Source organism: Actinacidiphila alni (genome assembly GCF_900112845.1).
Classification (GTDB): domain Bacteria; phylum Actinomycetota; class Actinomycetes; order Streptomycetales; family Streptomycetaceae; genus Actinacidiphila; species Actinacidiphila alni.
Window position 1 is genome coordinate 82,802 of record NZ_FONG01000011.1, and the last position, 25,546, is coordinate 108,347.

Here is a 25,546-nt window from a genome sequence, read left to right on the forward strand (position 1 = left end):
GAGACCGAACGTTCTCCCTCGACTCAGCATGGCAACGCCGCTCCACACTGTCAAGGCAGAACGTTCTTTCTCGTTCATGACATATGAGACCGATCGTTCTGCCGTTTGTTAACCTGGCCCCCATGAGTCGGACCACAGAAGGCGGCAGGGGCGGCAGCACCTCCGAGGCGCGGGCGCGGCTGCTCGGCACGGCGACCCGGATCTTCTACACGGAGGGGATCCACTCCGTCGGCGTCGACCGGATCGTCGCGGAGGCGCAGGTCACCCGCGCCACGCTGTACCGGCACTTCTCCGGCAAGGAGGACCTCGTCCTCGCCTATCTGGACCTGGCCGACCAGGGCATCCGCGGGCCGGTCGGCGCCGCACTCGCCGGCGGGGAGTCCGCGCCCGACCGGGTCAGGGCCGTCGCCAGGACCATCACCGACGGCATCCGCTCCCCCGGCTTCCGCGGCTGCGCCTTCCTCAACGCCGTCGCCGAGTACCCCGACGCCGCGCACCCGGTCCACCGGGCCGTCATGGCCCACCGGGACTGGTTCCTCGCGACCGTCACCGAGCTGCTGGCGGAGACCGGCATCGAGCCGGCCGACGCGGCCGGGCGGCACTTCGTCATGCTGCGCGACGGTGCGATGGCGGCCGGCTGCCTCTTCGATCCCGAGCTGATCTCCGAGACCTTTCTCCGCGGGGTCGACGGGCTGCTGCGGGTGGCGGCCGAGCGGGCCGCCGCCGCGGCGCAGTCCGGCTGAGGCGCGGCGACGCGGAGCCGCGCACACGAAAGGGACCGCCCCCTTGAGGGGACGGTCCCTTTCGTACGGCTGCGGCCGCGTCAGACGACGGCGAGGTCCACGGTGATGTTGCCGCGGGTGGCGTTGGAGTACGGGCACACCTGGTGCGCCTTCTCCACCAGGTCCTTGGCGGTGACGTCGTCCACGTTCGGGATCGACACCGACAGCTCGACCGTCAGGCCGAAACCGCCCGACGGGATCTTGCCGATGCCCACCTTCGCCGTCACCCGCGAGCCGGAGATGTCGGCCTTCGCCTGCCGGGCCACTACGCCCAGGGCGCCCTGGAAGCAGGCGCTGTAACCGGCAGCGAAGAGCTGCTCGGGGTTGGTGCCGCTGCCCGCACCGCCCATCTCCGTCGGCGGGTTGACGATCACGTCGAGCTTGCCGTCATCGGTGGCGACCCGGCCGTCACGGCCGTTCTCCGCGGTGGCGACGGCGGTGTACAGCACGTCCACGGGCTGGATGCTCATGAGGGGGTTCTCCTTGGGTGCGAGGTTGTGCGCTACTGGGTAGACTCAGCCAGGTAGACTAACTAGTAACTCTACCTAGAGCCACAGTGCCAGACGCGACGGCTCGATGCAAGAGGAGGCGAAACACGTACGATGACCACCGTGAACACGCCGGTACGAGAGCGCCTGATCGAGGCGGCCACCGAGCTCTTCTACGCGCACGGCATGCGGGCGGTGAGTGCGGACCGGATCATTGAGCGGGTCGGCACCACGAAGGTGACCTTCTACCGGCACTTCAGGACCAAGGACGATCTGGTCGTCGCGTATCTGGAGGGGCGGGCCGCCGCCGAGCGGGAGGCGGTCGAGGGGGCGATCGCGCGGGCCGGCGGTGATGTGGACGCGGCGCTGCGGCTGATCTCGGAGGGGATCGGGGCTTCGGCGTGCAGCCCGGGTTTTCGTGGCTGCGCCTTCATCAACGCCGCCGCCGAATATCCGGATCCTGCCGGGCCCGTGCGCCGGCTCAACGCGACCCATCGCGCCTGGTACACCTCGACCTTCGAGCGCCTCCTCGCCCCCCTCGCCCTCCCCGACCCGTCCGCCGCCGCGGCGGACCTGATGGTCCTCCGCGACGGCGCGATGGTAGCGGGCTACCTGGGCGACCCCACGGCGGCCGCCGGCTCCTTCCTCCGCGGAGGCCGCGCGATCACGGGGTTGCGGCGGGGCTGAAGCCCGCTCGGAGAAGCGTCGTCGCCCGATGTCGTTCGGTACGACCGGCCGAGCGGGCCGCTGTCATGTCGATACCTGGTCGAGGACCGTCTGAAGGGCCTCCTCCAGAAGGTGCGGACCACAGGCCGCCTGGATCGAATTCCCGTCCGCCCAGTAGTGAAGCCAGTTGTCTTCCGAAGTACCGACGACTACGCGGTCCAGCGTTCGCCCTTCCCATACGGTCCCGGTGGTGTCGAGGCGGATCATCCACCCTGGGTTGTCGAGGCTTTCGATCCTGACACCCGCGGAATGTTCCCAATCACCGTCGCAGTTGCTCGCGTACCAGTCTTGCAAGCGCACCAACGCATCGGCACTTGACATCGGCTCCACTCAGCTTCTCTAGTAACCGGCCGTGTTTTCCCAGGGCTCCGTGGGCCTGGCGGAACCGTCCGGAAGGTTGACGTGAGGTGTGGGTATCGAATCGCCGGTCACCTTGTCATAGTGAGGAACGCCTTGCATGTCGACGCGCTTCACCTGTTCCCACGGCGCAGGATTCCGGGGGTTGGTCTGCTCGGTCCATTCCGCGTAATGGGCCACCTTTCCGGTCGAGGCGTCCCTCCGGAAGGTCACATGCGGCCCCTCGGCGCGAGGATCAGGGCGCAATCCCTTTGTCCGGCCTCCGGCCGCACAGTTGTGCACCAGCACCGGTGCCCCGCCCGCCACGACATAGTACGTGTGGGCGCTGTCCACCGTGAGGTTGTGGACGGTGGAGAGGGCGGTCCAGGCGCGGGTGGCGGTGATTTGGACCCAGGCGCCCGTGCTGGTGCGGAGCCATTGGCCGGGCTTGAGTTGGCCGGCCTGGAGCCATTTGTGGAGGTTGGGGGACCAGAAGGGGTGGCCCTTGGTGGCGGTGAGGGTGCCGGTGGCGTGGCCCTTGGGGCCGTCGGTGTCGACGGTCAGCTCGACCATCTGCTTGGTGCCGCGCCCGGTGATCGTGTCGGTGACCTCGTCACCGGCCGACTTTCCGGTGGTGGGATCGGTCGCCTTCACCCTGTCGCCGGGACGGACGTCCTCGATCGGCTTCGTACTGCCGTCGGCCATCAGCACCTTGGTGCCGGCGGCGAAGCTGTTCGCCGACGCCAGCGCGGTGACGGTGTTCACGCAGTCCACCGCGTCGCCGACATCCTCGGCCGCGTGCTGCGCCTTCCGTGCCCCGTTGGCGAGCTTCTCCGCCTCCACGGCCATCCGGCCGGCCTTCGCCGAGCGGGCCGCGACCGCGCCCGCGCCGCCGGCCAGCAGGCCGGCCACCGTGGCGGCGGCCCACACGCAGGACTCGGCGTCACCGGTGGTGACGCAGGAGGTGATGTCGCTCAGCCCCGAGACCTCGTAGGCCAGTTGCGCGCCCACCTTGACCGCGTCCCACACCACGGGCGCCGCCGCGCGGGCGAAGTCCGTGGCCGCCTGGACGGCGTTGGAGACGTCCTCGACGACCACCCCGGCGGCCTGGACCGCCACGTCGCGGACGGTGCTGACCGCCTTGGCGGTGTCGGCGACCACGTCACGGGTGACCGAGACGACCGCGGCCGGGAGTTTCGCCGCCACCGACACCACCGTCTTCACCGCGGTCATCAGCGGTTTGGCGGCGGCGACGATGTCGGGGATCGGATTGTGCTGCACGGCCCAGGCGACGGCCTGCTTCGCCTTCTTGGTGATGGCCTTGGCCCGGGCGATCGCCGCCCGCTTGGCGGCCTCGGCCTTCTCCTTCGCCCAGCGGGCCGCGTCCGCGGCACCGCTCTTCTGCGCGACCCAGGTGACGGCGTTCTTCACCGCCTGCACACCGCGTTGCAGCGCCTTCTTGCCCTGCTTGTACACCCACTTCAGGCCGCTGCCGATCGCCTTGACCGCCGAGACCGCGAAGTGCCAGGCGGGCGCGATGACGCTGTTGTACAGCCAGGAGGCGCCGGACCGGATGCCGCCCCAGACGTAGCTCGCGCCCTTCGCGACGTAGCCGGCGCCCTTGGCGACGTAATGCGCGCCCTTCTTGGCGGCGCTCGCCACCTTGTGGCAGGCGCCCGAGAAGATGCCGCAGCCCAGGTGCCCGTCGGGGTCCACGGTGTCGAGCGGGTCGCCGTTGCCGTAGGTGTAGCGGTTGGCCAGGATCGACGCGCCGCCGGAGTAGTCGAGCGAGTCGCGGGAGTCGAAGGTGCCGCCGGACGGGTCGTACCAGCGTGCCCCCATGTCGACCTGGTCGGTCGACGGGTCGGTCCAGTCGCCCTGGTAGCCGACGTCGCCCGGCGCTGTTCGGCCTCGACGCCTCGGGCGCGGTGCAGACCGCGCTCTTCAACGGCACCTCGGTGTCGGCCTGGACCAGCCTCGGCGGGTCCGGCCTCAACGGCAGCCCGGCCGTGGTGGTCAACCCCGGATACCGGCTGCGGCTCTTCGTCCGGGACGCGGACGGGCACATCGTCACCAAGGCCCAGTCCGCCGAGGGCGGCGCCTACGACGCGGACTGGACCCAGGTGGGCGACCAGATCGCGGCCGGCTCCCCCGCGGCGACGCTCAGCCCGACCACGGGCAGCATCGAGATCGTGGTGCGCGGCACCGACAGCCTCATCCACAGCACCGGTGAGGCGGTCCAGGGTTCGGGCACCTGGCGGGACTGGGAGACGCCCACGCCCACGGAGACGGCGACCGACCCCACCGTCCTGAACTACTCCACCGCCAACGGCCAGATCTGGGGCTACAGCTTCCGCACCACCACCAACCAGGTCTGGCTCTTCTCCACCTCGACGACCGGCTTCGCGGCCCGCGCGAAGACGGCCCAGGGGTCCGCCGCTCCGGAGACCGGCGCCCCGGTGCGGGCCCCGGCCTTCACCGGGCACGCGCTGCCGGCCCCGCCGCAGGAGTAACCAAGGCGCAGCACATAGGAGAGAGCACAGTAATAAGAGGAGTCACCGCGTGACGGTCGGGGGCGGCGGCGCATGCCGCCCCCGACCTTCTTGTGCCAGGACGCGGTCGAGGGCCGCCCGGCCGGCCGGGCCCCACGAGGGCTTGCCGCCGGGCAGGCCGCGCTCGCCGTTCTCCCCCATGAGCATGAGGAACAGGCTCTTCATGACGGCCAGTCCGCGGGCGCGGCGGATCGTCGCGGGTTCCGCTTGCGCGTACGTGTCGAAGAATCCGGCCGCGGCGCCCGCGGGAAGAAGGACCCACGCCGCCGCGAGGTCCCAGGCCGGGTCGCCCGCGCAGAGGTCGCCGAAGTCGACCACGCCCGCGAGGGTGCCGTCGGCGACGACGACATTGGCGGGGTGCAGGTCGCCGTGCACCCAGACCGGCGGCCCCTGCCACGCCGGGGCGGCGACCGCGTCGTCCCAGACGGCCCGGATGTCGCTCTCGAGGCCGGCCGGGGCGACGGCGTCGAAGAAGTACGTGAAGCCCTCGGTGGCCTCGGCCGGATGACCGCCCCGGTCGGAGGGTGCGGGCGCCTGCGCGGGCGCCGCGACATGGAGGGCGGTGAGGAAACGGGCCAGGGCGTCGGCCGCGTGGGCGCCGCGGCTGATCGGGGCGCGGTCGAGCGGCTCGCCCGGCACCCAGGTCATGACGGTCCACGGCTTGGGGAAGCGGGCGGACGGCTCGCCGGTCCGTACCGGGACCGGCACCGGGAGCGGCAGGCGCGGGGCCAGTTCGGGCAGCCAGCGGCGTTCCTTGCGCTGGAGGTCGGGCGCGCGGTCGGTGCGCGGCATGCGGACGGCCAGGTCGTCCCCGAGCCGCCACTGCTGGTTGTCCCAGCCGCCCGTCACCTCGCGAACGGCCAGCCCGGCCAGGTCCGGGTGCTGCTCCCGCAGTAGTTCACGGACCAGGTCGGCGGTGATCTCGATCGCGGAGTCGGTCATGCGACGCCACGGTACCGGGGCCGTCGTAGGGCCCGCGTACGTACGGCGGGCCGCTCAGGCCGGGCGCACGGTGCGGGTGACGACCCAGCGGTGCGGGGAGACCGGGCGGGTCCGGGTGAAGCCGTGCGACTCGAAGACGGCCATCGGTCCGGTGTGCAGGAAGGAGCCCGACACCGTACGGTCGTCGGTCTCCTCCGGGTAGCCCTCGACGGTGCCGCCGCCCAGGCGGGCGATCTCGGCCAGGGCGCCGCCTAGCGCGGCATGGGCGACACCGCTCTTGCGCAGGCCCTTGCCGGTGAAGAAGCAGGTGATGCGCCAGTCGGGCGGTTCGGCGAGACCCTGCTCGTACTTGCGGCGGCTCTTGATCTCCGGCAGTTCCTCCGGCGGCCCGAACTGGCACCAGCCCACGCACTCGGCGCCGCGGAACACCAGGGCGGCGTGGGTGCGGCCCTCGCGGACCCGCTCCTGCTTCTCGGCCCGATTCTGCTCGGCGCTACGGCCCTTGCCGACCTTGACGTGGAAGCCCATGCACCAACAGCCGCCCCACACCCCGTTGTTGGCCTCCACCAGCGCCGCGAAGGCGGGCCAGGTGGAGGTGTCGAGCGGGCGGACGGTGAGGGGTGCGGCGGGTGCGGCGTCGGTCGCGTCAGGGCTCACCCCTCTTCTTTAACACGGCGAGGCGCCGCCGGAGCCGGTGCGACACCGGTCCCGCGGTGACACGCCCTAGCCGCGGCCGGCGGCGGTGCGGGCGCCGTCCGCGGTCAGCCGTGCCAGAGCGTCCGCGAGCAGGCCGGGCACCACAGGGTCGTCGATCAGGTCCTTGCCGAAGATCTCGGGCAGGGCCAGGAGCCGGCCGACGACCTGCTCGGCGGACGTACAGTCCGCGACGGCGGTCCGCAGGACGGGGGCGAGCGGGTCGTCCAGGTCGCGTGGCGCGCCGTCGTCGGTGCGGTCGGTCCACACCCAGCGCATCCAGGCCGCCACCGCGAAGGCGCTGCCGCGCGGTTCGATGCCGGCCTCCCGGCAGGCACGGACCGTCGCGAGCAGGCGTTGCGGCAGCTTCTGCGAGCCGTCCATCGCCACCTGCGCGGTGCGGTGCCGCAGCGCCGGGTTGGCGAAGCGGCCGAGGAGCTGCCCGGCGTAGTCGCGCAGGTCCATGCCGTCGGGTGCGTCGAGCGTGGGGATCACTTCGTCGGCGAGCATCCGCTCCACCAGGCCCCGGAAGCCGTCGTCCGCGACGGCGTCCGCGATGCTGCGGCAGCCGGCCAGCGCGCCCAGATAGGCCAGCGTCGAGTGCGACCCGTTGAGCATCCGCAGCTTGACCCGTTCGTACGGCGCCACATCGGGGGCGAGGACGGCGCCGGCCCGTTCCCAGGCGGGGCGGGACGCGGCGAAGTCGTCCTCGATGACCCACTGGCGGAACGGCTCGGTGACCACGACTCCGGCGTCCGTCACGCCGAGCGCGGCGGCGGCCCGCTCGCGGTCGGCGTCGGTGGTGGCCGGCACGATCCGGTCGACCATGCTGCCGGGGAAGCGCACCTGGGCGTCGGTCCAGGCGCGCAGGGCGGTCGCCTCCGCGGCGGGCAGGAGGTCGGTGAACTCCGCCACCAGGCCGCGCAGCGTCGCCCCGTTGTGCGGCAGATTGTCGCAGCTGAGCACGGTGACCGGCCCGGCGTCGGCGCGCATCCGCCGTTGCAGGCCGCGGACCAGCAGGCCGAGCGCGGTGCGGGGACCGGTCCCGTCGTCGGCCACGTCGGCCAGGACGCGGGCGTCCCGGCACAGCAGGCGGCCGGTCGCCGGGTCGTGGCTGTAGCCCTTCTCGGTGACGGTCAGCGTGACCACCCGTACCGCCGGGTCGGCGATCCGCGCGAGCACCTCGGCCGTACGCTCGGCCGCGAACAGCACTTCCCGGACGGCGGCGGACACCCGGGCGGTCGTCCGCGTACCGCCGTCGCAGAGCACGGTGTAGAGGCCGTCCTGCGGGGCGAGTTGGCCGACCACGGCGGCGCTGCGCATCGTCACGCCGCAGATGCCCCACCGGCCGCCGGCCGACGCGATCGCGTCCTCGGTGTAGGCGGCCTGGTGGGCGCGGTGAAAGGCGCCGAGGCCGAGGTGGACGATGCCGACGCCGAGGCCGCGCGGGTCCACGGGGGGCCGCAGCTCGCGCGGGACGGTGTCGAGGGTGCGCAGATCGAGCCGGGCGGTCACTCACATCACCGCGCCGAGCTGCCAGGGCGCGAACTCGTTGTCACCGAAGCCGAGGAGTTCGCTGGCGGTCTGCCGCCCGGAGGCCGTGTCGAGCACCGCGTCGTAGATCCGCCGCCCGACCTCCTCGACGGTGACCGAGCCGTCGACGATGCCGCCGCAGTCGAGGTCCATGTCGTCGGTCATCTGCTCGTACAGGTCGGTGTTGGTGGACAGTTTCAGGCACGGTACGGGCTTGCAGCCGAAGACCGAGCCGCGGCCGGTGGTGAAGCAGAGGACGTTGGCGCCGCCCGCGACCATGCCGGTGACCGACACCGGGTCGTAGCCGGGCGTGTCCATGAACACGAAGCCGGGGATGCCGACGCGTTCGGCGTACTCGAACACACCGGCCAGCGGTGCCTGGCCGCCCTTGGCCGCGGCGCCGAGGGACTTCTCCAGGATGGTGGTGAGGCCGCCGGCCTTGTTCCCGGGCGACGGATTGTTGTCCATGCTCGCGTTGTTGGCCGCGGTGTACTGCTCCCACCAGCGGATCCGGGCGTAGAGCCGCTCGGCGACCTCGGGGGTGACGGCCCGGCGGGCCAGCAGGTGCTCGGCGCCGTAGATCTCCGGTGTCTCGCCGAGTACGGAGGTGCCGCCGGCCGCGACCAGCAGGTCGGAGGCGACGCCGAGGGCGGGGTTGGCGGTGATGCCGGAGAAGCCGTCGGAGCCGCCGCACTGGAGACCGAGCACCAGCTCGGACACCGGGAGCGGTGCGCGCCGGAAGGCGTTCACGGTGGGCAGCAGGTCCCGGATCCGCTCGACGCCCTCGCGGACGGCCGCCCGGGTGCCGCCGGCCGCCTGGATCGTGAGCGTCTCGGCGGCGCCGACGCCGTCGCGCGCGAAACGGTCCGTCAGTTCGGCGACGGTGTTCACCTCGCAGCCGAGGCCGACGACGATGACGGCGGCGAAGTTGGGGTGCGCCGCGTATCCGCTGAGCGTGCGGCGCAGCATTTCCATGCCGTCGCCGTCGGGCGTCATCCCGCAGCCGGTCGGGTGGGTGAGGGCCACGACTCCGTCGACGTTGGGGTGGTCGGCGAGCACGCCGGACCGGGTGACCTGGTCGGCGACCAGCCGGGCCACGGTGGCGGAGCAGTTCACCGACGACAGGACGCCGATGTAGTTGCGGGTGGCGGCGCCGCCGTCGGGGCGCCGGTAGCCGTCGAAGGTGAGCCGCAGTCCCGCGGGCAGCTCCGGCAGCCGGGCCACCACGTCGTCGCCGACCTCGTCGCGGCCGAGCGTGCCGATTCTGAGGTTGTGCGCGTGCAGGTGCTCGCCCCGGCGGACCGGGCGGTCGGTGACGCCGATCACCTGGCCGTACTTGCGTACCGTCGCGCCCGCGGGGAGGTCGCGGACGGCGAGCTTGTGGCCGCGCGGCACGGCGTCGCGGACCGTCAGCTCCAGCCCGTCGAGATCCTGCCCGGGGGCGAGGGCGCGCAGGGCGACCGCGACGTCGTCGTCCGGGTGCAGCCGCAGGAACGGCGCTCCCTGGCGCGGGCCGGCGGTGGTGGAGGCGGCGGTGGAAGTGGCAGTGGAGGTGGAGCCGTTCGTGGCGCCTGTGGTGGTCATCGGCCTTCCTCGGTCGTCGGCCGGTGTCGGTCACGGGGGTGGACCGACGCCGGTCCGTCGCTTCGTCGACTCGTCGTTTCATCGGCTCGTCGCGTGGATGTCGTGCCGTGTCGCACGGATCGCGTGGATGGTCGTGCCGCTGCGGGCGGCCCGTCGCTTCAGGTGTGCAGCCAGCAGCGGACCCAGTGGCCGGATCCGGCGTCCGCCGCTTCCGGCATCCGCTCGGCGCAGATCGCCTGCGCGTGCGGGCAGCGGGCGCGGAACGGACAGCCGGCCTCCGTACCGCCGTCGGCGCCCGTGGCGGATCCGGCGGCGGAATCGGGGTCGTCGTCCGCGTCCGGTCCGCCGGCCGCGGCGGCGAGCGAGGCCGCCGCGGTCCCGGTCCCGGCCTCGCCGGACAGCAGCCGGTCGGGGTCGGGCGAGGCGGCCAGCAGCAGTTGGGTGTAGGGGTGCTTGGCGTTCTGGGTGACCGCCTCGGCCGGGCCGCCCTCGACGAGGTGCCCGCTGAACATCACCACGACCTCGTCGGCCACGTGCCGGGCGCTGGCGATGTCGTGGGTGATGTACAGCATCGACAGGCCGTCGCGGTCGCGCAGTTCGGTGAGGAGGTTGAGGATGTCGAGCCGGATCGAGACGTCCAGCATCGACACCGGTTCGTCGCCGAGCAGTACGGAGGGGTCGGCGGCCAGTGCCCGGGCGACGGCGGCGCGCTGCCGCTGCCCGCCGGACAGTTCGTGCGGGTACTTGTCGATGAATTCGCGGCCCGGGGTGAGATTGACCCGCTCCAGCAGCTCGATGATCCGCGCCTCCAGTTCGGCCGCGCCGGGCGTGCCGAAATTCCGCAGCGGCCGGGACAGGATGTAGCGCAGGCGGTGCAGCCGGTTCAGTGACGCGAACGGGTCCTGCATGATCATCTGCACATGGCCGTAGTGCCGGCGCCGGTCGCGTCTGCGCTCGGCGTTGACCGGCCGGCCGTCGAACCGGATCTCACCGGAGGTCGGCCGGTCGCCGAGGGCCAGCAGCCGGGCGAGTGTGCTCTTGCCGGAACCGCTCTGCCCGACCAGCGCGAGGATCTGCCCGCGCCGCAGGGCCAGGTCCACTCCGTCGACGGCCCGGACCACCTGGCCGTGGCGCCGACCGTGCATCGGGATGTGCCGGGTGAGGCCGACGGCTTCGAGGATCGGCGGAGCCGTGTCCGGCGCCTTGTACGTGTCGTTGGCCGTCGCTGTCATGACTGCTCCTGTGTGGCGGGCCCGGTCAGCAGGCAGGCGGTGCCGTGCCCGCCGACGGTGAGCAGGGGCGGCCGTACGGTGTCGCATCCGTCGGTACGGCGCGGGCAGCGCGGGTGGAAGGCGCAGCCCTTGGGCAGGTCCCACAGATCGGGCGCCGAGCCGCCGATGGCGCGCACCGTACGCGGGCGGCCGTGCAGGCTCGGCGAGGAGTCGCGCAGCCCGAGGGTGTAGGGGTGCAGCGGGTCGCGGTAGATGGTGGCCGCGGCCCCCGTCTCGACCACCCGGCCCGCGTACATGATCATGATCCGGTCGGCCAGTTCGACGAGCAGCGACAGGTCATGGGTGATGAAGACGATCGCGAAGCCGAACTGTGCCTGCAACTCCTGGAGCCGGCCGAGGATCTGACGCTGCATCACCACGTCGACCGCGGTCGTCGGCTCGTCCATCACGATGATCTCGGGGTCGCAGGCCAGCGCGAGCGCGATGGCCGCGCGCTGCCGCATCCCGCCGGAGAACTCGTGCGGGTAGTTGCGCGCCCGGTCGCCCGGGATGCCGACCATCTCCAGCAGTTCGGCGGCGCGCTGCCACGCCTCCTTGCGGCCGATCCGCCGGTGGGCGCGGAGCACGTCGACGAATTGCGCGCCGACCCGCATCACCGGGTTGAGGGCGGTCATGGCGCTCTGGAAGACCACGGCGAGCCGGTCCCAGCGCAGCTCCCGCAGTTGCCGGTTGGGCGCGCCGAGCAGGTCCACCGGTTCGCCGTCGCGCGGGTGGTAGCGGACCGAGCCCGCCACGATCCTGGCCGGCGGGCGCTCCAGCCGGGTGACCGCGGTCATCAGGGTCGACTTGCCGCTGCCGCTCTCCCCCGCGACGCCGAGGATCTCGCCGCGGTGCAGCCGGAAGCTGATGTCGTCGACCGCGCGGGACGGCCGGTCGGTGCCGTATTCGACCGTGAGGCCGGCCACGTCGAGTATCGGATCCGCGGTCATCGGGCGCCCTCCGGGGTGACGCCGCCGGAGCGGCGGGAGCGGCCTGCGGCGGACCCGGGTTTCCGGGTGCGCAGCCGGGGGTCGGCGAGTTCGTCCACGCCGAAGTTGATGAGTCCGGCGGCCGTGCCGACCAGGGCGATGCACAGGCCGGGCGGCAGGAACCACCACCAGGCGCCGCTCTGCAACGCGCCCTGCGACTGCACCCAGTAGAGCATCGTGCCCCAGCTGACGGTGCTGGCGTGGCCCGCGCCGATGAAGTCGAGTCCGGCCTCCGCGGCGATCGAGCCGACGACGGAGAACAGGAACGTCGAGGCGATGACCGGCGCGAGGTGCGGGATGACCTCGAGCAGCAGGATCCGGGTACGGGACTCGCCGGAGTAGTTGGCCGCCTCGACGAAGTCCCGGTTACGCAGCGACAGGGTCTGGGCGCGTTTGGCCCGGGCTCCGCCGGCCCAGCTGGTCAGGCCGATGATCACGGCGACGGTCAGCCAGCCGCCCCGGCCGCGGGTGTAGCTGGCGACCAGGATCAGCAGCGGCAGGCCGGGGATGACCAGGAAGATGTTGACGAAGGCGGTCAGGGCGGCGCCGGACCGTCCGGTGGTGTAGCCGCTGAGCACACCGAGCAGCACGGCCAGGGCCGTGGCGATGGCGCCGCCGATCAGGCCGACCAGCAGCGAGGTCCGGGTGCCGGCCACCAGTTGGGCGAAGACGTCCTGCCCGAAGGAGGTGGTGCCGAGCCAGTGCCTGCCCGACGGCGACTCCAGATTGCCGCCGGCGTGCAGCCGGTTGGCCGACTGGCCCAGCACATGGCCGACGAAGAGCTGCCCGAAGGCGGCGACCAGGACGAGCAGCAGGAAGACGGCCAGTCCGACACGGACCTTGCGGTTGGCCGGGACACGGAAGCGGACGTGGTGTCGACGGGTCATGACGCCGCCTCACGGGTGCGGGGATCGAGCAGGACGTACAGGCAGTCCATGACGAAGTTGGCCACCAGGACCGTCATGGAGATCACCAGGAACAGCGCCTGCATCAGGGGGTAGTCGAGGTTGAGGATGGCCTGGTTGAGCAGGCTGCCGAGTCCGGGGTAGTTGAAGACCATCTCGGTGAGCAGCGAGCCGCCGACGACCAGGCCGATGGAGACCGCGAAGCTGCTGACGCTCGGCAGCACCGCGTTGCGCGCGGCGTACGCGGTGGTCACCCGGGTCTCCGACAGGCCCTTGGCGCGGGCGAGCAGCACGTAGTCCTCGTTGACGACGGAGGCCATCATGTTGCGCATGTGGATCAGCCAGCCGCTGATCGAGGTGAGCACGATGGTGGCGGCGGGCAGCAGCGCGTGGGTGACCGCGCTGGAGATGAACCGCGGGTCGAAGCCGGGGGCGAGGTCGGGCCTGGCGCCGCCGGACAGCGGGAACCAGTCGAGCCGGAAGGCGAAGACGTACACCAGGATCAGCGCGGCCCAGAAGTACGGCAGCGAGTGCACGAAGATCGACAGCGGGCTGATGACGGTGTCGAGCCAGCCGCCCGGCCGGCGGCCGGCCAGTGCGCCCAGGACGGTGCCGAGGACGAACGCGATCACCGTCGAGACGCCGAGCAGCAGCACCGACCACAGGAAGCCGGAGCGCACCACGGTGGAGACCGGGGTGGGGTAGAAGGCGAGCGACAGACCGAAGTCGCCGTGGAACAGGCCGCCGAGGTAGGAGAAGTACTGCCGCCACAGCGGCTCGCTGTGGGCGCCGCCGAACAGCCGGTGCACCAACTGCACCCGGTCGGGGGTGACGGGCCCGAGTTCGGACATCTTCAGCAGGATCGCGGAGGCCGGGTCGCCCGGCATCAGGCGCGGCAGCAGGAAGTTCAGCGTCGCCGCCGCCCACGCCGCGACCAGGTAGAACGCGATCCGCTTCAGCAGCACGCTGCCCCAGATCCGCCGGACCGCGCTGCGGGAGGTCCGGCGGACGGCGGCCGGTGCCTTGGACACCGCCGGCGACAGGGTCACGCCGCCCACGCCTAGCCCTTGGTCGCGGGTCGCAGCGACAGGAACAGCTTCTCGGCGTACACACCGCTCACCGCACCGGGGTCGGGCGTGGTGTACGGGTTCTTCTCGGTGGGCCAGCCGGTGTACCGCGTCGTGGAGTACATATACGGCGTGCCCTTGACGACGACCGGGATGGTCGGCACCTGGTCGGTCATGATCTTCTCCAGGCCCTTGGTGGCCTCGGTCTGGCCGGCCGGGTCCGCCTTGGCGAGCTTGTCCAGCGCGGCCTTGGTGGCGGGGTCGTCCCAGCCGATGATGCTCTGCGTGCTGTCCGGCGAGAGCATGCTCCAGTAGAAGTTGTAGAGGTTGGAGCCGAAGACGTAGGCGTCGCCGAAGACCGCGTCGAAATTGTGCTTGCCCTCGTCGGCGACGTACGCGCTGGGCGCCTCGCCCGGCACGGTCGCCTTGATACCGAGCTGCGACAGCTGTCCGGCCAGTTCCTGGGCGTAGGCCATGCCGTCGGCGAAGGTGCTGACGGTGAGGATCTCCAGGGAGAGCTGCTTGCCCTTGGCGTCGACCAGGCGTCCGCCCTTGAGCTGGTAGCCGGCCTGGGCCATCTCCTTGAGCGCGGCCTGCCGGTCCTGCGCGAGGGGTTCCTTGGCACCGTCGGGGATGACCTGGCCCCAGCTCTGCGCGGTCAGGCCGGTCGGGCCGACCGCCTGGTAGACGCCGGGGTTGTAGGCGTCGGCGACCTTCTCGCGGTCGAGCGCGAGCGCGATGCCCTTGCGCACGTGCACGTTGTCGAACGGCGCGCGCCGCAGATTGAGCAGCAGCGGCTTCATGCTCGCGCGGATCGGCCACAGGTGATTGTGGGCGGTGTCCTTGTCGAGGTACTGGGACTTGATGTTGGGGATGCCTGCGTAGGAGAGGTCCACCTCGTGCCGGACCATCTGCTGCGCGAGCAGATTGGTGCTGCTGGTGGTGACGTAGTTGATCTGCTTGACCGGGACGTCCTGCCGCCAGTAGTCCTTGCGGGCGGTGAAGCTCACCTGCTGGCCGGTGACGCGGCCCAGCGCGTACGGGCCGCTGCCGACCGGGCTGCGGTTGATGTACGTGTCGGGGTCCTGCTTCGCCCACAGCTTGCGCGGGACGATCGCGACCCGGCCGATCTGCTGGATCTGGGAGTAGGCGGGGCTGGCGAAGGTCAGGGTGACGCCGCCGCCCTCGGGGACGACCGTGGTCAGCGGCACGGCCAGCAGCTTGTGCTGCTTCATGTACTCGAAGGTGAACACCACGTCGTCCCGGCTTAGCGCGGTGCCGTCGGACCACTTCGCGCGGTTGTCGAGTTCCAGGTGCAGCGCCTTGCCGCCGGCGTCCCAGGTGTACTTGGTCGCCAGGCCCGGCATGAACTGGTTCTTGTCGGCGGTGTTGAAGTCGAAGAGCTGCTCGTAGATCAGGCCCACCGTGCCGCGCAGCGCGTTGGGTGAGAACGGGTTGAAGTTCGCCTGCAACGTGGGCTGGGAGTACGCGGCGACGGTGAGCACCGAGGAAGCGGAGCTCGCTTCCTCGCCGGATGTACAGGCCGCCGTACCCGCGCCCAGCACCGCCATGGCGGAGATGACCGACGCGACGGTTCGCGATCTGGCAGACACCCCTGCCTCCTCTCGTCATTCACCAGGCTGGATGTGCCCCGCGACAGGGGGTTCTCGGCGGGGTGCAACGCATGCTGCCAACGATTGCTGCAACTGTCAATGCAATGTGCAGCAACGATGGCCAGACCTGAGGCGGCGGCGCAGCAAACGATTGCGGTACACTCGCACCTTCAGGAAGAGGTAACAGCTCACCAGCGGAGGGGCCCCCATGACCGTGACCCTCGCGGACGTCGCGGACGCCTGCAATCTGTCGGCCTCGACGGTGTCGCGCGCACTGTCCGACCCCGGCAAGGTCAATGCCGCGACCCGCAGCCGGATCGAGCGGGTGGCCCGCGAGATGGGCTATGTGCCGAACCGGGTGGCCCGGTCCCTGGTCTCCGGGCGCACCGACACCATCGGCCTGATCGTGCCCGACATCGCCAACCCGTTCTTCCCGCCGGTCATCAAGGCCGTCCAGGCACGCGCCCGGGACAAGGGGTACACGGTGCTGCTGGCCGACACCGACGAGCACGCCGCCGACGAGCTGGACCGCGCGCGCAGCCTCGGCAAGCAGGCCGACGGGCTGATCCTCGCCTCGCCCCGCACCTCGATCGAGACGCTGCGCCGGCTCGGCGGGAACGGCACGGTGGTCTTCGCCAACCGGGACGTCGAGGGCGCCCCCAGCGTCGTGATCGACGAGGCCGAGGGCATGTCGCAGGCCGTCGAACACCTGGTCAGGCTCGGCCACCGGCGGATCTGCTACCTGTCGGGCCCCAAGCGCTCGTGGTCGAACAAGCAGCGGCACGAGGCGGTCGTGGCGGCGAGCGCCGCCTTCGGCGCCGAGCTGCTGGAACTCGGCCCGTTCGAGCCGCAGATCCAGGCCGGGATGCGCGCCGCCGACGTCCTGCAGTCCGCGGGCGCGACCGCCGCGATCGCCTACGACGACCTGATCGCGCTCGGTGTCATGGCCCGGCTCACCGAGCAGGGCATGCAGATCGGCCGCGAGGTGAGCGTCATCGGCATCGACGACAGCCCGATGTCGCAGGCCGCCTACCCGATGCTGACCTCGATCCACGTCCCCGGGGTGGAGCTGGGCACCACCGCGGTGGACCTGCTGCTCGCCCGCATCCAGGACGACGCGGACGCGCCCGAGACCGACGGCGGGGCGATCCGGCTGGAGACCCGGCTGGTCATCCGCGGCTCGACGGGCCTGCCCGTCACCTGACGCGGCACGCTCGTACGCACTCGCCCGCGGCCACGCACCGAGCGGTACGTGGACGCGGGCGAGCTGCTGTCAGAGGTGCCGCCTCAACGGATCGGCGTCAGTGAGTGGGTGTCAGCACCAGACCGGTGTTCGGCGGCACCGTCGTCCGGCCCGAGTACGTCACGCCGTGCAGGTCCGTCCAGGTGCCCGGCAGGATCAGCTGCCGCGACGCGGTGCTCGACGGGTTCACCACCGTCATGCCGTGCTGGTAGGAGCGCAGCCACAGGCCCGTGCCGTGCCCGATCGGCCCGGTGACCGGCCTGCCGAGGTCGACGTCCAGCTCGGGGATGTCGTTGTACTGGGCGTAGTCCTTGAGCCCGGTCATCACCATCATCGTCGGCCGCTCGCGGTAGAGCAGGTAGTTCGCCACCACCCACTGCCGCTGCTCGGGCGACGCCTGGTCCCAGGTGTCGGTGGGCAGCTTGTTGTCGATCACCATCGGCTTGCAGCGGAACTCGCGGATCAGGTCGTACATCATGGACCACTCGTCGTCGGTGACGTTCTCCGGACGGTGGACGGTGAAGCCCTGTTCGTTGAGCCAGATGTCGGACGTGGCGATCGCCTTGCGCGTCGCGTTCAGCCACGCCTCGGTCTTGTCCTGGCTGAAGTCGTGCAGGCTGGCGTTGAAGGTGATGTTGAAGGCGCCCGCGGCGCCGCGCGCGTGCAGCCCGCCTGACAGGTAGGACAGCCAGTCGTTGACGTAGTCGAAGAACGTCGCGTCGTCCGGGTCGTCGCTGAACTGCTGCACCCAGTTGCCGTCGGCGTCGTAGTGCCCGCTCATCTTGAAGTCGTTGCGCAGGCCGATGTTGTCCACCGCGATCACCTTGTACCCGGCGGCGATCGCGGGCTCGATGATGGTGGTGAAGTACCACTGCCGCACTTCGGGGTTGGCGACGTCCAGCGGGGTGTACACCTGGTTGCCGAACTCCCAGGCGGGGGTGGTGCGGTCGGCGGTGTACTCGATCCACGTCGGGTGGTTCGTGCGGAACCAGTCGTAGGTGTACGTGCGCAGCGGCGCGTTGCGGAACGCGGTCATGTAGTAGCTGCCGACCACGCCCTGCGGCTGCTGCGGGCTGAGCGATCCCCAGACGTAGTACACATGCCCGGCGTACACCGAGGGGTCGGTGACACCGCGGTCGAAGATCTGGGCCTGCGACACCCCGTGGTCGGGCGTCTGCGGGAGGGTCAGGCCACTGTTCGACGGCGGACAGGCGGCCGACGTCGTCCGCGCGACGGACGACGCGGCGGTGGACGCGGCGGCGGCCGGGGCGGCCGACGCGGTCTGGGACACGCCCGCGCCCGCCGCCGTGACAAGACCGGCGATGACGGTCGCGAGTACGCGTATGCGTTTCACTCTTGCTCCTTTTCGGGTGGTGCGCCGTGTGGTGGTGCGTTCTTCGGGGGGCCGGGTGGCCGGGGGTCAGGCGGTCGGGCCGGCCAGGACGGTGCCGGAGTTGGGCGGCAGCGCGATCTGCCCGGTGTGGGCGGTGCCGCGCAGGTCGGTCCAGGTGCCGGCCGGCAGCGCGGTGGTGGTCGTCTGCGTGGACGAGGGGTTCACCAGCGCGAGGCCGCCGGTGTAGGCGCGCGCCCGGGCGCCGCCGGTGTCGGTGTACGGCGCGGCGGACGGCGCCCCGATGTCGGTGTGCAGCTCCGGCCGGTCGAGGAAGACGTGATACTGCTGGTCCCCGCAGAGCGCGAGCATGCTCCGCTGCTCGCGGCAGAGCAGGTAGTTGGCGATCACCCAGTCGATCTGGGCGGTGCTCGCGTCGGCCAGGTCGTCGGTCGCGGTCTGGTTGATGGACACGTACGGGGTGGTCGGCGCGATCTGCCGGACGAGGTCGAATCTGTCCTGCCACGCCTGGTCGTTGTAGTTCGCCACCCGGTGCGCGGTGAAGCCCTGCTCGTCGACGTAGACATCGACCAGGCCGATCGCCGCGAGCATGTCGGCGGGCTTGACCGACGCGTTCCAGGTGATGTTGGCGGCGATGCCGGCGCCCGCCGCGTGCAGCCGGCCGGCCAGGTAGTCCAGCCAGTCCAGGACCGCGGCGGCCCAGTCGTCGTCCACCCGCTCCCCGCTGAACTGCTGGACCCAGGTGCCGGCGGAGTCGAAGTGCCCGCAGTTGCCGTAGCCGTTGAAGGTGACGACATTGTCGAAGCCGACGAAGGGATAGCCGGCGTCGAGCAGCGGCTGGACGTAGGTGTCGTAGTAGTAGGTGCGGACGGCCGGATTGGTGAAGTCGATCGGCAGGTAGACGGTGTTGCCGAATTCGTAGGCCGGGGTGGTCCGGTCGGAGGTGTAGACCAGCCAGTCGGGGTGGTTGGCCTGGAACCAGGCCAGGTCGTGGGTGCGGTCGTAGTCGCGGAAGGCCGGCAGATAGCCGCACGGGACGGCGCCGGCCGGCTGGGCGAGGCTGCTCGCGCCCCAGACGAAGTAGGTGAGCCCCGCGTAGACGGAGCGGTCCGGAATCTGGTTGTCGAAGATCTGCGCCCGGGCGATCCCGGAGTCCGGCGGGTCCGGGAGCACCGGTCCCGCGGTCACCGCCGCCGGCGTCGCCGCGGCAGCGCCGGGCAGGTCGGCGGTGGTCGCGAGGGCGGCCGCCACGAGCGTCGAGCCGGCCAGGAACACCCTGCGGGTGACGCCCCGTCCGGGTCCGGCACTGCGTTCATCACTCATCCTGTGCCCCTTCGGGAAGTTCTGCACACGCTTGCCGAGTTGCCTTGAGCTGTTACGCGATATCGGCCGGCAGCGATGCTGCCGTGCTGATGCGACCGCAAGGTAAAACACTGCAAACGATTGTTGCAATAGGCGCACGAAGCTAAGCTGCTCGGCGTGACGGCACACGAGACTTCCCCTCCCCGCCCATCCGACGGCAGTACGGCGGCCCCGGCCGCCGCGCTGTCCGGCCTCCTCGCCGCGGACCGGCCACTCACCTGGGTGATCGCCGGCGACAGTGTCGCGCAGGGCGCGCGCTGGACCGCGGGTGAACGCGACTACGCCCAGCACCTGGAGGAACGCGTCCGCTACGAACTCGCCCGGTACGCCGACGCGTTCACCCGCACCGCGGTCAGCGGCTGGCGCACCGGCGACGTCGCCGGCACCCTCGACCGGGTCACCCGGCCCGAGCCCGACATCGTCTCGCTGGGCATCGGGCTCAACGACACCAAGCTCGGCCCCGCGCATCTCGCGGACTTCGACCGGGGCCTGCGGGATGTCGTCGCACGGCTGCGGTCGGCCGGCGCGCTGGTCCTGCTCCATCTGCCCAATCCCGTACGCCCGCAGGCGCCGCCGGAGCTGATCGGGCCGCTGCCGGAGTACGTGGCGGCCATGCGCGCGGTGGGCCGGGACACCGGTTGTGTGGTGGTGGACCACTACACGCCGTGGACCGGCGCCGGTGACGGCTGGGCGCCCGCCGCCTGGATGGGCGACCCGATCCACCCCAACGGCCGGGGCCACAAGGTGATGGCGGGCACGCTGCTGCGGACCCTGGGCCTGTGGGACGACGCGAGCGAGTGCTGCGCGCTCACCGTCGCGGCCGGGCTGCCCGACGGTCCGGGCGGTCCCGACAGCCCCGGCGGATCCGATGGTCCCGGCGATGCCGGCGGGTCCGATGGTCCCGGCGATTCCGGCGGCCCGTCCGCCGCGGAGGGCTCCGGCGCCCCCACGGCCTGAGCGGCCGATCCGTGCACGAGAAGGTCCGGCAGGACCGGAAAGGAACTCCCATGTCCACAAAGCGCTATGCGGTATGCGGTCTGTCTAACCGCGGCCTGGCGGCGTTCGTCCATCCGCTGATGGGGCTGACCGGCGGGCGCGCGGACGGCGTCCTCGGCTACGGCGGTGTCAGCGACGACCTGTCCGGCTCCGCGCAGGTGGTGGCGCTGGTCGACAGCGACCCGCGGCGGCTCGACGGGTTCAACGCCCAACTGCGGGCCGCCGGGGCGGCCGAACTGCCCCGCTACTCCCCCGACGCCTTCGACCGGATGATCGACGAGGCGGCGCCCGACGCCGTCATCGTCACCTCGCCCGACAGCACGCACGAGGCGTACATCGTCGCCGCCCTCGCCCGCGGCGTCGAGGTCATCACCGAGAAGCCGATGGTGAGTTCGGCGGCGGCGGCCCGGTCGGTGCTCGCCGCGGAACGCGACAGCGCCGCCGGGGTACGGGTCACGCACAATCTGCGGTACGCCCGTACGCACCGCGAGATCAAGCGGATGATCCTCGGCGGCGCGATCGGCGCCGTGACCCGGGTGACGCTGGACTACCACGTGGACGTCCGCCACGGCGCGAGCTACTTCACCCGCTGGAACCGGCAGCGCGCCCACGGCGGCCTGGCCGTGCACAAGTGCTGCCACCACTTCGACCTGGTGACCTGGCTGGTGGGCCAGGAGCCCGTGGAGATCTTCGGCTACGGCGCGCTGAACTACTACGGGCCGCGCAGCCCGCACCGCCCGCGCGTACCGGCGGGACCCGACGGCGGGGGCGGCGCGGACGCGTCGGCCGGGCCGCCGACGGCCGATCCGTATCTGCCCGGGCTGCGTGCGACCGGTGTCGTCGCCGACGGTGCCGGCGGGCAGGCGCGCACCGGCCTGTTCGGCCTGCCGTACGCCGAGCAGTATCCGGCCGACCGCCCGATGTACATCTACGACGACGCGATCGACATCGAGGACACCTACAGCGCGGTGGTGGCGTACGCGGGCGGCGCGAGTCTCGGGTATTCGATCGACTTCTCCAGCACGTGGGAGGGGTACCGGCTCGGGATCAGCGGCACGCACGGCTCGATCGAGATGCTGCACGGCCGCGGGCTCGACGGCGAGCCGCTGCCCGGCAGCGACACGATCGCGCTGGCACCGCTGTTCGGGGAACGGTCGACCGTGCACGTGGACGCGCCGAGCGGTGAGCACGCCGGGGCCGACCCGGAGATGCGCCGCGATCTGTTCGTCGGACAGAGCGCGGAATCACGGGAGTTGGGGCTTGCCGCGAGCAGCCTGGAAGGCGCCTGGGCGGTGGCGCTCGGCGAGGGGCTGTGGCGCTCGTGCGTGGAGCACCGGCCGTTCACGGTCGCGGAACTGCTCGGCTGAGCCAGGTCCCCCGGCGCACCGCTCGGCGCGCCGACGAGCTGCCTCTCGTCGGCGCGCCGTTTCCGTGGCCCGCGCGGTCGCCCGGCGCGAGCCGTGGCCCGTACGGACGGTGCGCCGTCAGCGCGTCGGCCCGCCCGGGGCGCTCGCGGGCTAGCCGCGGGTCACGCGCCGTCCCCGGCGGCGGCCAGCTCCCGGATGACCTCGGCCGACTCGGCGGCCGACTCCGCGTCGAGGAACAGCCGGGCGTGCGGGGTACGGCGCAGGATCGTCGACGGCCAGTCCGTCGTCGGCTCCAGCGTCAGGGTGCTGCGCACGGCCTGCGCCTTGCGCGCCTCAGGCGTCACCACCTGCACGCTGCCCGCCGCGAGCAGCGCCGGGATGGTCAGCGATATCGCGGTGACCGGCACCGAGGCGCGGTCGGGGAAGTGGCCCTCGCCGACCTGCTGGTCGATCGAGCGCTGGGTCAGCCGGATGACCCGCACCCACCGCGGGTCGGCGAAGTCCGCCTCGCCCGGCTCGTTGAACGCCAGATGGCCGTTCTCGCCGATGCCCATGCAGGTGAGGTCGATCGGTGCCGCGCGGAGCAGCGCCTCGTAGCGCGCGCACTCGGCCTCGATGTCCTCGGCGGTGCCGTCGATGTACTCCACGGCGGCCGGGCCGAACGGTTCGGCGACCCGCTCGCGTATCCATTTGCGGAACGAGGCCGAGTGCCCGTCACCGACGCCGATGTATTCGTCCATGTGGAACACCGTGATCTTGCTCCACGGGATGTCCTGGCCGGGCAGCGCGGCGACGAAGGCGAGCTGGGAGTTGCCCGTCGCCATGATCACGCGGGCCGAACCGCGCTGGTCGACCGCCTGCCGCAGCACCTCGGCGGTGTGCTGCGCGGCGGCTTCCGCCATCTCGGCGGTGGTCGGGTGAATCGCCACCGGCAGGCTGCCGGCGCGGACGAGTCGGGCCGTGGTCAAGGGAGTCCTCCTCGGGACTGGGGTGCGGACACCGCAAGGTTAGCAATCGCTTGCAGCAATGTCACCGCAAATGCCCACACCGCCTCATCGCTCGGCCATCACGGCTGGTGGAGGGCTGTTGAAACGAGTGCACCTCAGCAACTACATTGCTGCAACGCTTGCAGTGCGGTGGGCCTGCACAGCGGAACCGCGGACCGGGAATCGAGGAACGATGACGGAGACGCTCGAAGGCTTCAGCGCGGAGGGCCGACCGATCCGGGTGCGGTTCTCCCCCGCGGGCATCGAGGAGATCGGCGAGATCGACCACGCCCCGGACCTGCTGCTGGTCCCCGGGCTGATCGACGTCCAGCTCAACGGCTACGGCGGGGTGGACGTCAACGCGACCGACGGGGACCGGGCGCTGCCCGACCTGCTGCCGCTGCTGTGGGCGCACGGGGTGACGACCTTCTACCCGACGGTGGTCTCCGCCGCCGCGGACCGCACCGCGGAGCTGGTCGCGCGGATCGCGCACGCGCGGGCCACCGACGAGGACTTCGCCGGCGCCGTCCCCGGCATCCACCTGGAGGGGCCGTATCTGTCCGGGCTGGACGGCTATCGCGGGGCCCACGACCCGGCGATCCTGCGGGACCCGGACACCGCCGAGTTCGACCGCTGGCAGCGGGCGGCGGGCGGTCTGATCAGAATCGTCACGCTGGCCCCGGAACGCGCCGGAGCGGCGGACTTCACCCGGCACCTGACGGCGCACGGGGTGACGGCCGCCATCGGCCACTCGGCCGCCGGCGCGGCCGACGTGGCGGCCTTCCGCCGGGCCGGCGGACGCTTCTCGACCCACCTCGGCAACGGGATCCCGGCGTCCCTCGACCGGCACGACAACGTGCTGTGGCCACAGTTGGCGGAGCCCGGCCTCGCGGCGACCCTCATCGCCGACGGGCACCACCTGCCGCTCCCGGTGTTCACCGCGCTGCTGCGCGCCAAGGGCCTGGAACGCGCGGTGCTCGTCAGCGACGCCGTGACCGTCGCCGGGTGCCCGCCGGGCGACTACCGGACCCCGGTCGGCGGAGACGTCACGGTCGAGGCAGGCGGCCGGGTGTCGCTGCGCGGGACGGCGTATCTGGCGGGCAGCGGCGCCTCGTTGGCCGAGTGCGTGCGGTGGGCCTGCGCGACGGCCGGGCTGCCGGCCGCCGACGCCTTCGCGATGGCCACCCGGCACCCGGCGGATCTGCTCGGCCTCACCGACCGCGGCCGGCTGGCCGTCGGCGCGCGCGCCGACCTGGTGCGGTTCGAACGGGACGCCGCCGGCCGGCCGGGCGCGGTCCGCACCACGGTGGCCGGCGGCGTCGTACGCTTCAGCGCGGACGCGGACCCGGTTCGAGCGTGACCGCGGCGCCGCCGAGCGCCGGTGCCTCGACCGGAGTCCGATCCAGCGGGCTGCCCTCGTCCCGGCACCGTCGGCCCGACGAGGCGGGACCGGGGGTCGTCCAGGTCCAGGAAGCGTGCCCGCGCCGGGAGTTCGACCAGGGGGACACGGAACCGCCGGCCCCGCGCCGGGTCACCGTACCGGGCCGCGTCATCAGGCACGGCCCCTAGGCCGAGGACGCCTGAGGCCCGCGTCCGCCACCTCTCGACCCTCCCTGTCCGTCCTGTACCGGAGCCCCGTCCCCGTCCCCAAGGGGGGATCGGCGATCCGTGGACAAGCGGGCCCTTAATCCGCGGACGGCCGGGTCCGAGCATGGACGTACCGGCCGACGGCCGGACGCCGCTGCTCGGCGCGGGCACCGGCGGACACCGCGGGCCCCGGAACAGCCGCGGCGCGCACGCAGGAAGAGGGCCCTCTCATGACGCGGAACACCGATATCGACATCCCCGACCTGTCGGGGAAACTCGCCGTCGTCACCGGCGCGAGCGACGGGATCGGGCTGGCCATGCTCCCCCGGCTCGCGGCGGCGGGCGCGGAGGTGATCATGCCGGTCCGCGACCCCGCCAAGGGCGAAAGGGCCGCCGGGCTGGTCCGTGACCGCGTGCCCGGCGCGCGGATCTCCACCCGGGCGCTCGACCTGGCCTCGCTCGACTCGGTCGCCGCCCTCGCGGACCTGCTCGTCTCGGAGGGCCGCCCGATCGACCTCCTGATCAACAACGCGGGCGTGATGAACCCGCCGAACCGGCAGGTGACCGCGGACGGCTTCGAGTTGCAGTTCGGCGTCAACCACCTCGGGCACTTCGCCCTCACTCTCGGCCTGCTGCCGCTGCTGCGCGAGGCCGGTGCCCGGGTCACGCACCAGACGAGCATCGCCGCGCGGCGCGGCGGCATCCACTGGGACGACCTCAACTGGGAGCAGGGCTACGACACGGCGAAGGCGTACAGCCAGTCGAAGATCGCCGTCGGGCTGTTCGCCCGTGAGCTGGACGCGCGCAGCGCCGCCGAGGGGTGGGGCATCACCAGCAATCTGAGCCACCCGGGCGTCTCCCCCACCAATCTGCTGTCCGCCCAGCCCGGTATGGGCCGCCCCCGGGACACCCCCGCGGTCCGGCTGATCCGTACCTTCTCCCGGCTGGGCGTCCTCGTCGGCACCGCCGAGACCGCCGCGCTGCCCGCGCTGCTGGCCGCGACCGGCCCGCGGGCGCGCGGCGGGGAATTCTACGGTCCGGGCGGCGCCGGCAATCTGCGCGGCGCCCCGGTCCGGCAGGAACTCTGGCCGCCGCTGCGGGACATGGCCGCGGCGCACCGGCTGTGGGAGGCGTCCGCGCGCCTGGTCGGCGAGCGGTTCCCGGTCTGAGCCC

Annotated in this window: 23 protein-coding genes and 1 pseudogene; 8 read left to right on the forward strand and 16 right to left on the reverse strand. The window is 72.0% G+C overall.

What is annotated here, in order from left to right; genetic code table 11:
* Positions 1-122 precede the first annotated feature (122 nt).
* Positions 123-743 (forward strand): TetR/AcrR family transcriptional regulator, encoded by a 621-nt coding sequence (locus BM076_RS19545; RefSeq protein WP_093714909.1) that lies wholly within the window; start codon positions 123-125, stop codon positions 741-743.
* Between the two features lie 80 nt (positions 744-823).
* Here the strand turns inward: BM076_RS19545 and BM076_RS19550 are convergent, their stop codons facing one another.
* A complete protein-coding gene (locus BM076_RS19550; protein ID WP_093714910.1) occupies positions 824-1,252 on the reverse strand; it encodes an organic hydroperoxide resistance protein in 429 nt (142 codons plus the stop codon).
* Positions 1,253-1,384: 132 nt separating this feature from the next.
* On the opposite strand from BM076_RS19550, the gene BM076_RS19555 reads away from it, so the two are divergent.
* Positions 1,385-1,957 (forward strand): TetR/AcrR family transcriptional regulator, encoded by a 573-nt coding sequence (locus BM076_RS19555; protein WP_093714911.1) that lies wholly within the window; start codon positions 1,385-1,387, stop codon positions 1,955-1,957.
* 63 nt (positions 1,958-2,020) lie between these two features.
* On the opposite strand, the gene BM076_RS19560 is transcribed toward BM076_RS19555, so the two are convergent.
* From BM076_RS19560 to BM076_RS38040, 3 genes and pseudogenes are all read right to left on the reverse strand, one after another.
* Complete coding sequence (locus BM076_RS19560) at positions 2,021-2,317, reverse strand: immunity 53 family protein (RefSeq protein ID WP_093714912.1); 297 nt, start codon at positions 2,315-2,317, stop codon at positions 2,021-2,023.
* Between the two features lie 18 nt (positions 2,318-2,335).
* A complete protein-coding gene (locus BM076_RS38195) occupies positions 2,336-3,565 on the reverse strand; it encodes a polymorphic toxin-type HINT domain-containing protein (protein ID WP_218160095.1) in 1,230 nt (409 codons plus the stop codon).
* A gap of 477 nt (positions 3,566-4,042) precedes the next feature.
* Positions 4,043-4,222: pseudogene (locus tag BM076_RS38040) on the reverse strand (RHS repeat-associated core domain-containing protein); the annotation flags it as partial.
* Positions 4,223-4,260: 38 nt separating this feature from the next.
* Here BM076_RS38040 and BM076_RS19570 point away from each other — a divergent pair.
* Positions 4,261-4,845, forward strand: a complete 585-nt coding sequence (locus tag BM076_RS19570; protein WP_093714914.1) for a hypothetical protein — start codon at positions 4,261-4,263, stop codon at positions 4,843-4,845.
* Between the two features lie 42 nt (positions 4,846-4,887).
* Here the strand turns inward: BM076_RS19570 and BM076_RS19575 are convergent, their stop codons facing one another.
* From BM076_RS19575 to BM076_RS19615, 9 genes are all read right to left on the reverse strand, one after another.
* The gene (locus BM076_RS19575; protein ID WP_093714915.1) at positions 4,888-5,826 is read right to left on the reverse strand and encodes an aminoglycoside phosphotransferase family protein; all 939 of its coding nucleotides are present in this window, start codon (positions 5,824-5,826) and stop codon (positions 4,888-4,890) included.
* A 54-nt stretch (positions 5,827-5,880) separates the two neighbouring features.
* Positions 5,881-6,483: a GNAT family N-acetyltransferase gene (locus BM076_RS19580; RefSeq protein ID WP_093714916.1), complete on the reverse strand. Its 603-nt coding sequence runs from the start codon at positions 6,481-6,483 to the stop codon at positions 5,881-5,883.
* 66 nt (positions 6,484-6,549) lie between these two features.
* A complete protein-coding gene (locus BM076_RS19585; RefSeq protein ID WP_218160090.1) occupies positions 6,550-8,034 on the reverse strand; it encodes a mannitol dehydrogenase family protein in 1,485 nt (494 codons plus the stop codon).
* Positions 8,035-9,636, reverse strand: coding sequence for a UxaA family hydrolase (locus tag BM076_RS19590; RefSeq protein WP_093714917.1), 1,602 nt, complete (start codon positions 9,634-9,636; stop codon positions 8,035-8,037).
* Between the two features lie 158 nt (positions 9,637-9,794).
* Positions 9,795-10,868 carry an ATP-binding cassette domain-containing protein gene (locus BM076_RS19595; RefSeq protein ID WP_093714918.1) on the reverse strand — a complete coding sequence of 358 codons (1,074 nt, stop codon included), beginning with the start codon at positions 10,866-10,868 and terminating at the stop codon, positions 9,795-9,797.
* Entirely contained in the window at positions 10,865-11,857 is a 993-nt protein-coding gene (locus BM076_RS19600; protein WP_093714919.1) for an ABC transporter ATP-binding protein, read from the reverse strand. Before BM076_RS19600 ends, BM076_RS19595 begins: the two co-directional genes overlap by 4 nt.
* Positions 11,854-12,783 carry an ABC transporter permease gene (locus tag BM076_RS19605; RefSeq protein ID WP_093714920.1) on the reverse strand — a complete coding sequence of 310 codons (930 nt, stop codon included), beginning with the start codon at positions 12,781-12,783 and terminating at the stop codon, positions 11,854-11,856. The genes BM076_RS19600 and BM076_RS19605 overlap by 4 nt, the downstream gene beginning before the upstream one ends.
* On the reverse strand, positions 12,780-13,778 hold the full coding sequence (locus BM076_RS19610) for an ABC transporter permease (RefSeq protein ID WP_245796166.1): 999 nt from the start codon (positions 13,776-13,778) through the stop codon (positions 12,780-12,782). Before BM076_RS19610 ends, BM076_RS19605 begins: the two co-directional genes overlap by 4 nt.
* 83 nt (positions 13,779-13,861) lie before the next feature.
* Positions 13,862-15,481 carry an ABC transporter substrate-binding protein gene (locus BM076_RS19615; RefSeq protein ID WP_143120596.1) on the reverse strand — a complete coding sequence of 540 codons (1,620 nt, stop codon included), beginning with the start codon at positions 15,479-15,481 and terminating at the stop codon, positions 13,862-13,864.
* Positions 15,482-15,689: 208 nt separating this feature from the next.
* On the opposite strand from BM076_RS19615, the gene BM076_RS19620 reads away from it, so the two are divergent.
* Positions 15,690-16,685 (forward strand): LacI family DNA-binding transcriptional regulator, encoded by a 996-nt coding sequence (locus tag BM076_RS19620; RefSeq protein ID WP_093714922.1) that lies wholly within the window; start codon positions 15,690-15,692, stop codon positions 16,683-16,685.
* Between the two features lie 97 nt (positions 16,686-16,782).
* Here the strand turns inward: BM076_RS19620 and BM076_RS19625 are convergent, their stop codons facing one another.
* A complete protein-coding gene (locus BM076_RS19625) occupies positions 16,783-18,078 on the reverse strand; it encodes a putative glycoside hydrolase (RefSeq protein WP_093714923.1) in 1,296 nt (431 codons plus the stop codon).
* A gap of 66 nt (positions 18,079-18,144) precedes the next feature.
* Positions 18,145-19,398: a putative glycoside hydrolase gene (locus BM076_RS19630; protein WP_143120597.1), complete on the reverse strand. Its 1,254-nt coding sequence runs from the start codon at positions 19,396-19,398 to the stop codon at positions 18,145-18,147.
* A gap of 156 nt (positions 19,399-19,554) precedes the next feature.
* On the opposite strand from BM076_RS19630, the gene BM076_RS19635 reads away from it, so the two are divergent.
* Both BM076_RS19635 and BM076_RS19640 read left to right on the forward strand, forming a co-directional pair.
* Positions 19,555-20,394 (forward strand): SGNH/GDSL hydrolase family protein, encoded by an 840-nt coding sequence (locus BM076_RS19635; RefSeq protein ID WP_093714925.1) that lies wholly within the window; start codon positions 19,555-19,557, stop codon positions 20,392-20,394.
* 50 nt (positions 20,395-20,444) lie between these two features.
* Positions 20,445-21,800, forward strand: a complete 1,356-nt coding sequence (locus tag BM076_RS19640) for a Gfo/Idh/MocA family protein (protein ID WP_093714926.1) — start codon at positions 20,445-20,447, stop codon at positions 21,798-21,800.
* 161 nt (positions 21,801-21,961) lie between these two features.
* Here the strand turns inward: BM076_RS19640 and BM076_RS19645 are convergent, their stop codons facing one another.
* Positions 21,962-22,768 carry a 6-phosphogluconolactonase gene (locus BM076_RS19645; protein ID WP_093714927.1) on the reverse strand — a complete coding sequence of 269 codons (807 nt, stop codon included), beginning with the start codon at positions 22,766-22,768 and terminating at the stop codon, positions 21,962-21,964.
* A gap of 211 nt (positions 22,769-22,979) precedes the next feature.
* Between BM076_RS19645 and BM076_RS19650 the strand changes: the two genes are divergently transcribed.
* Complete coding sequence (locus BM076_RS19650) at positions 22,980-24,146, forward strand: N-acetylglucosamine-6-phosphate deacetylase (protein ID WP_093714928.1); 1,167 nt, start codon at positions 22,980-22,982, stop codon at positions 24,144-24,146.
* Positions 24,147-24,603: 457 nt separating this feature from the next.
* Entirely contained in the window at positions 24,604-25,542 is a 939-nt protein-coding gene (locus BM076_RS19655; RefSeq protein ID WP_093714929.1) for an SDR family oxidoreductase, read from the forward strand.
* Positions 25,543-25,546: the final 4 nt, after the last annotated feature.